Raw genomic sequence first — 1914 nt, forward strand, 5'->3', positions numbered from 1 at the left:
TGCTTACTCATCCGAACACCAACTTTCAATAGACGACAGTCTATTGATCATCGGCGAGCTCAGGGACCGGTGACCTCAGACGGCCACGAACCCGGCCGACTGGAACAGCAGGGCCAGGGCCCGATGCTCGTCCGCCGGGTCCGGTGCGGGCAGCGAGCCGGCCACGAGCACATGGCTCAGCAGATCCGGCTCCGGGGCCAGCCCGTGCTCCCGTAGGTAATAGGCGACCGAGTCGGCCCAGAGCCAGCGGCCGTCGGTCCGGTACGACGTGGGCACCACCTCGCCGCGCTCCGGCGCCACGACGTCGGGCAGGAGTGCGGCTGTGCCCAGCACCGGCGCCCCGGCCTCCAGATAAGTGGCGACCAGGTCGAGCGTCTCCCCGGCGAGCACCGGGTGGTCAGCGGTGAACCGGCCGTCGAGGTCGAAGACGCGCGCGAGGCGGATCGGCGGAGCCTCGGCCCGGGTCCACAGCAGGGCCCCGGCGTTGCGTGCGGTCCGGATCTCGTCCGAGGGCCTGGTGCCGCGTTCGTACACCGCCATCGGGATGGGAAACGACACCGGCGTGCTGCTCTCCAGCACGTACACCCGCAACGGATCCTGGCCGGGCGACAGCTGCCACGCGCGCCACAGGGCGGACGCACCCGGATGGGCGGCAGCCATGCCGGCGGCCGCGACGTCCATCTCGTCACCCAGGTCGCGGCCGACGAGGTCGAGCAGGGGCGGCACGCTGCGCCCGAAGGTCTTCGGGTCGGACAACGCTGGTACGAACACCGGGATGGGCTCGGTCATCGCGCCGCCCCGGCCTCCTCGACCGGGCGGAACAACGCCGCGAGGGCCCGGTGCTCGGCCACGGGACCCACCCGCGGCGCGGCGAAGCCCCGCGCGGTGATGTGGGCGAGCAGCTCCGGGTCGGCGGCGAGGCCGTGAGCGCGCAGGTAGTACGTCACCGTGTCCGGCCAGATCCAGACACCGTCGCTGCGGTAGGACATCGGCACCACCGGTCCGCGGGCCGGGTCGAGGACGTCGTCGAGACGCTGCGTGGTCATCAGTACGGCGTGACCGGCGTCGAGGTAGGCGGCGAAGCGTTCCCGGTCGGCTTCCGGCACCTCGGGGCGATCCGCCGCGAACCAGGGGCCGGTCTGCGGGTCGACGCCGTCGAAGACCCGGGCGAGCTCCAGCGGGACGGCCTCGCCGGCGGTCCAGAGCAGGGCCGCGGCGGCCCGGGCCCGGTACTGCTCCGGCGGCAGTTCGTCGTCGGGCGCGGTGGTCTCGACGCGTGGGTGCTCGAGCCCAGCGCGGATGAGCTCCAGCTGCACCTGGGCGGTCACCACGGGAAGGGCGGCGGCGTCCACATCCGCGGTGAGCAGATAGATCCGGCCCGGGGCGCCGGTGCGCCAGGCCCGCCACAGCGCCACCGCGCCGGGCACCCGGTCCATCGCCTCGATCGCGGCCCGGTCGGCGTCGTCGGTCAGGGCGCTGACCAGCCCGTACGGGGCATCCGTGAGGTCCAGCACCGGCGGCAGCGCACCGGTCGGGAACACCCGGCCGTCATCCGGCAGCGGCAGGAAGTCGCCGGGCGGCTGCGGCCACGTGCCGGCCCCGGTCGAGCTCAACCGGCCGGCCGCCTCGGGTGCGGTGGCCGTCAGCAGCACGAAGTCCTCGTTGTCGAGGCCGAGCCCGGCGGTGTCGGCGATCCCGGCGACGGCCTCGGCGACCTCGGCCACCCGGCCCTCGGCCAGAGCGAGGCGAGCCTGCGCCACTGTTTCGTCGGGTGCGTACCCGGCCACGCGCAGTAGCAGGCGGTGGAACTGCGGGCCGTAACCGACCGTAGCGAACTCAGCCATGCGGCCATCAGACCACGCCGGTTCGCGGGGCGTCGAGGTCGGTGGCCGGGGTGTGCCCCGTTTTCCCCTG

At 73.6% G+C, this 1914-nt stretch carries 2 protein-coding genes; both read right to left on the reverse strand.

The window, feature by feature from the left end:
• Positions 1-75: 75 nt before the first annotated feature.
• Positions 76-789 (reverse strand): hypothetical protein, encoded by a 714-nt coding sequence (locus ACIA6A_RS22720; RefSeq protein WP_396099797.1) that lies wholly within the window; start codon positions 787-789, stop codon positions 76-78.
• On the reverse strand, positions 786-1844 hold the full coding sequence (locus tag ACIA6A_RS22725) for a hypothetical protein (protein ID WP_396099798.1): 1059 nt from the start codon (positions 1842-1844) through the stop codon (positions 786-788). Before ACIA6A_RS22725 ends, ACIA6A_RS22720 begins: the two co-directional genes overlap by 4 nt.
• Between the last annotated feature and the right edge of the window lie 70 nt (positions 1845-1914).

The sequence above is a fragment of the Actinoplanes sp. NPDC051494 genome, assembly GCF_044454705.1.
Taxonomy (GTDB): domain Bacteria; phylum Actinomycetota; class Actinomycetes; order Mycobacteriales; family Micromonosporaceae; genus Actinoplanes.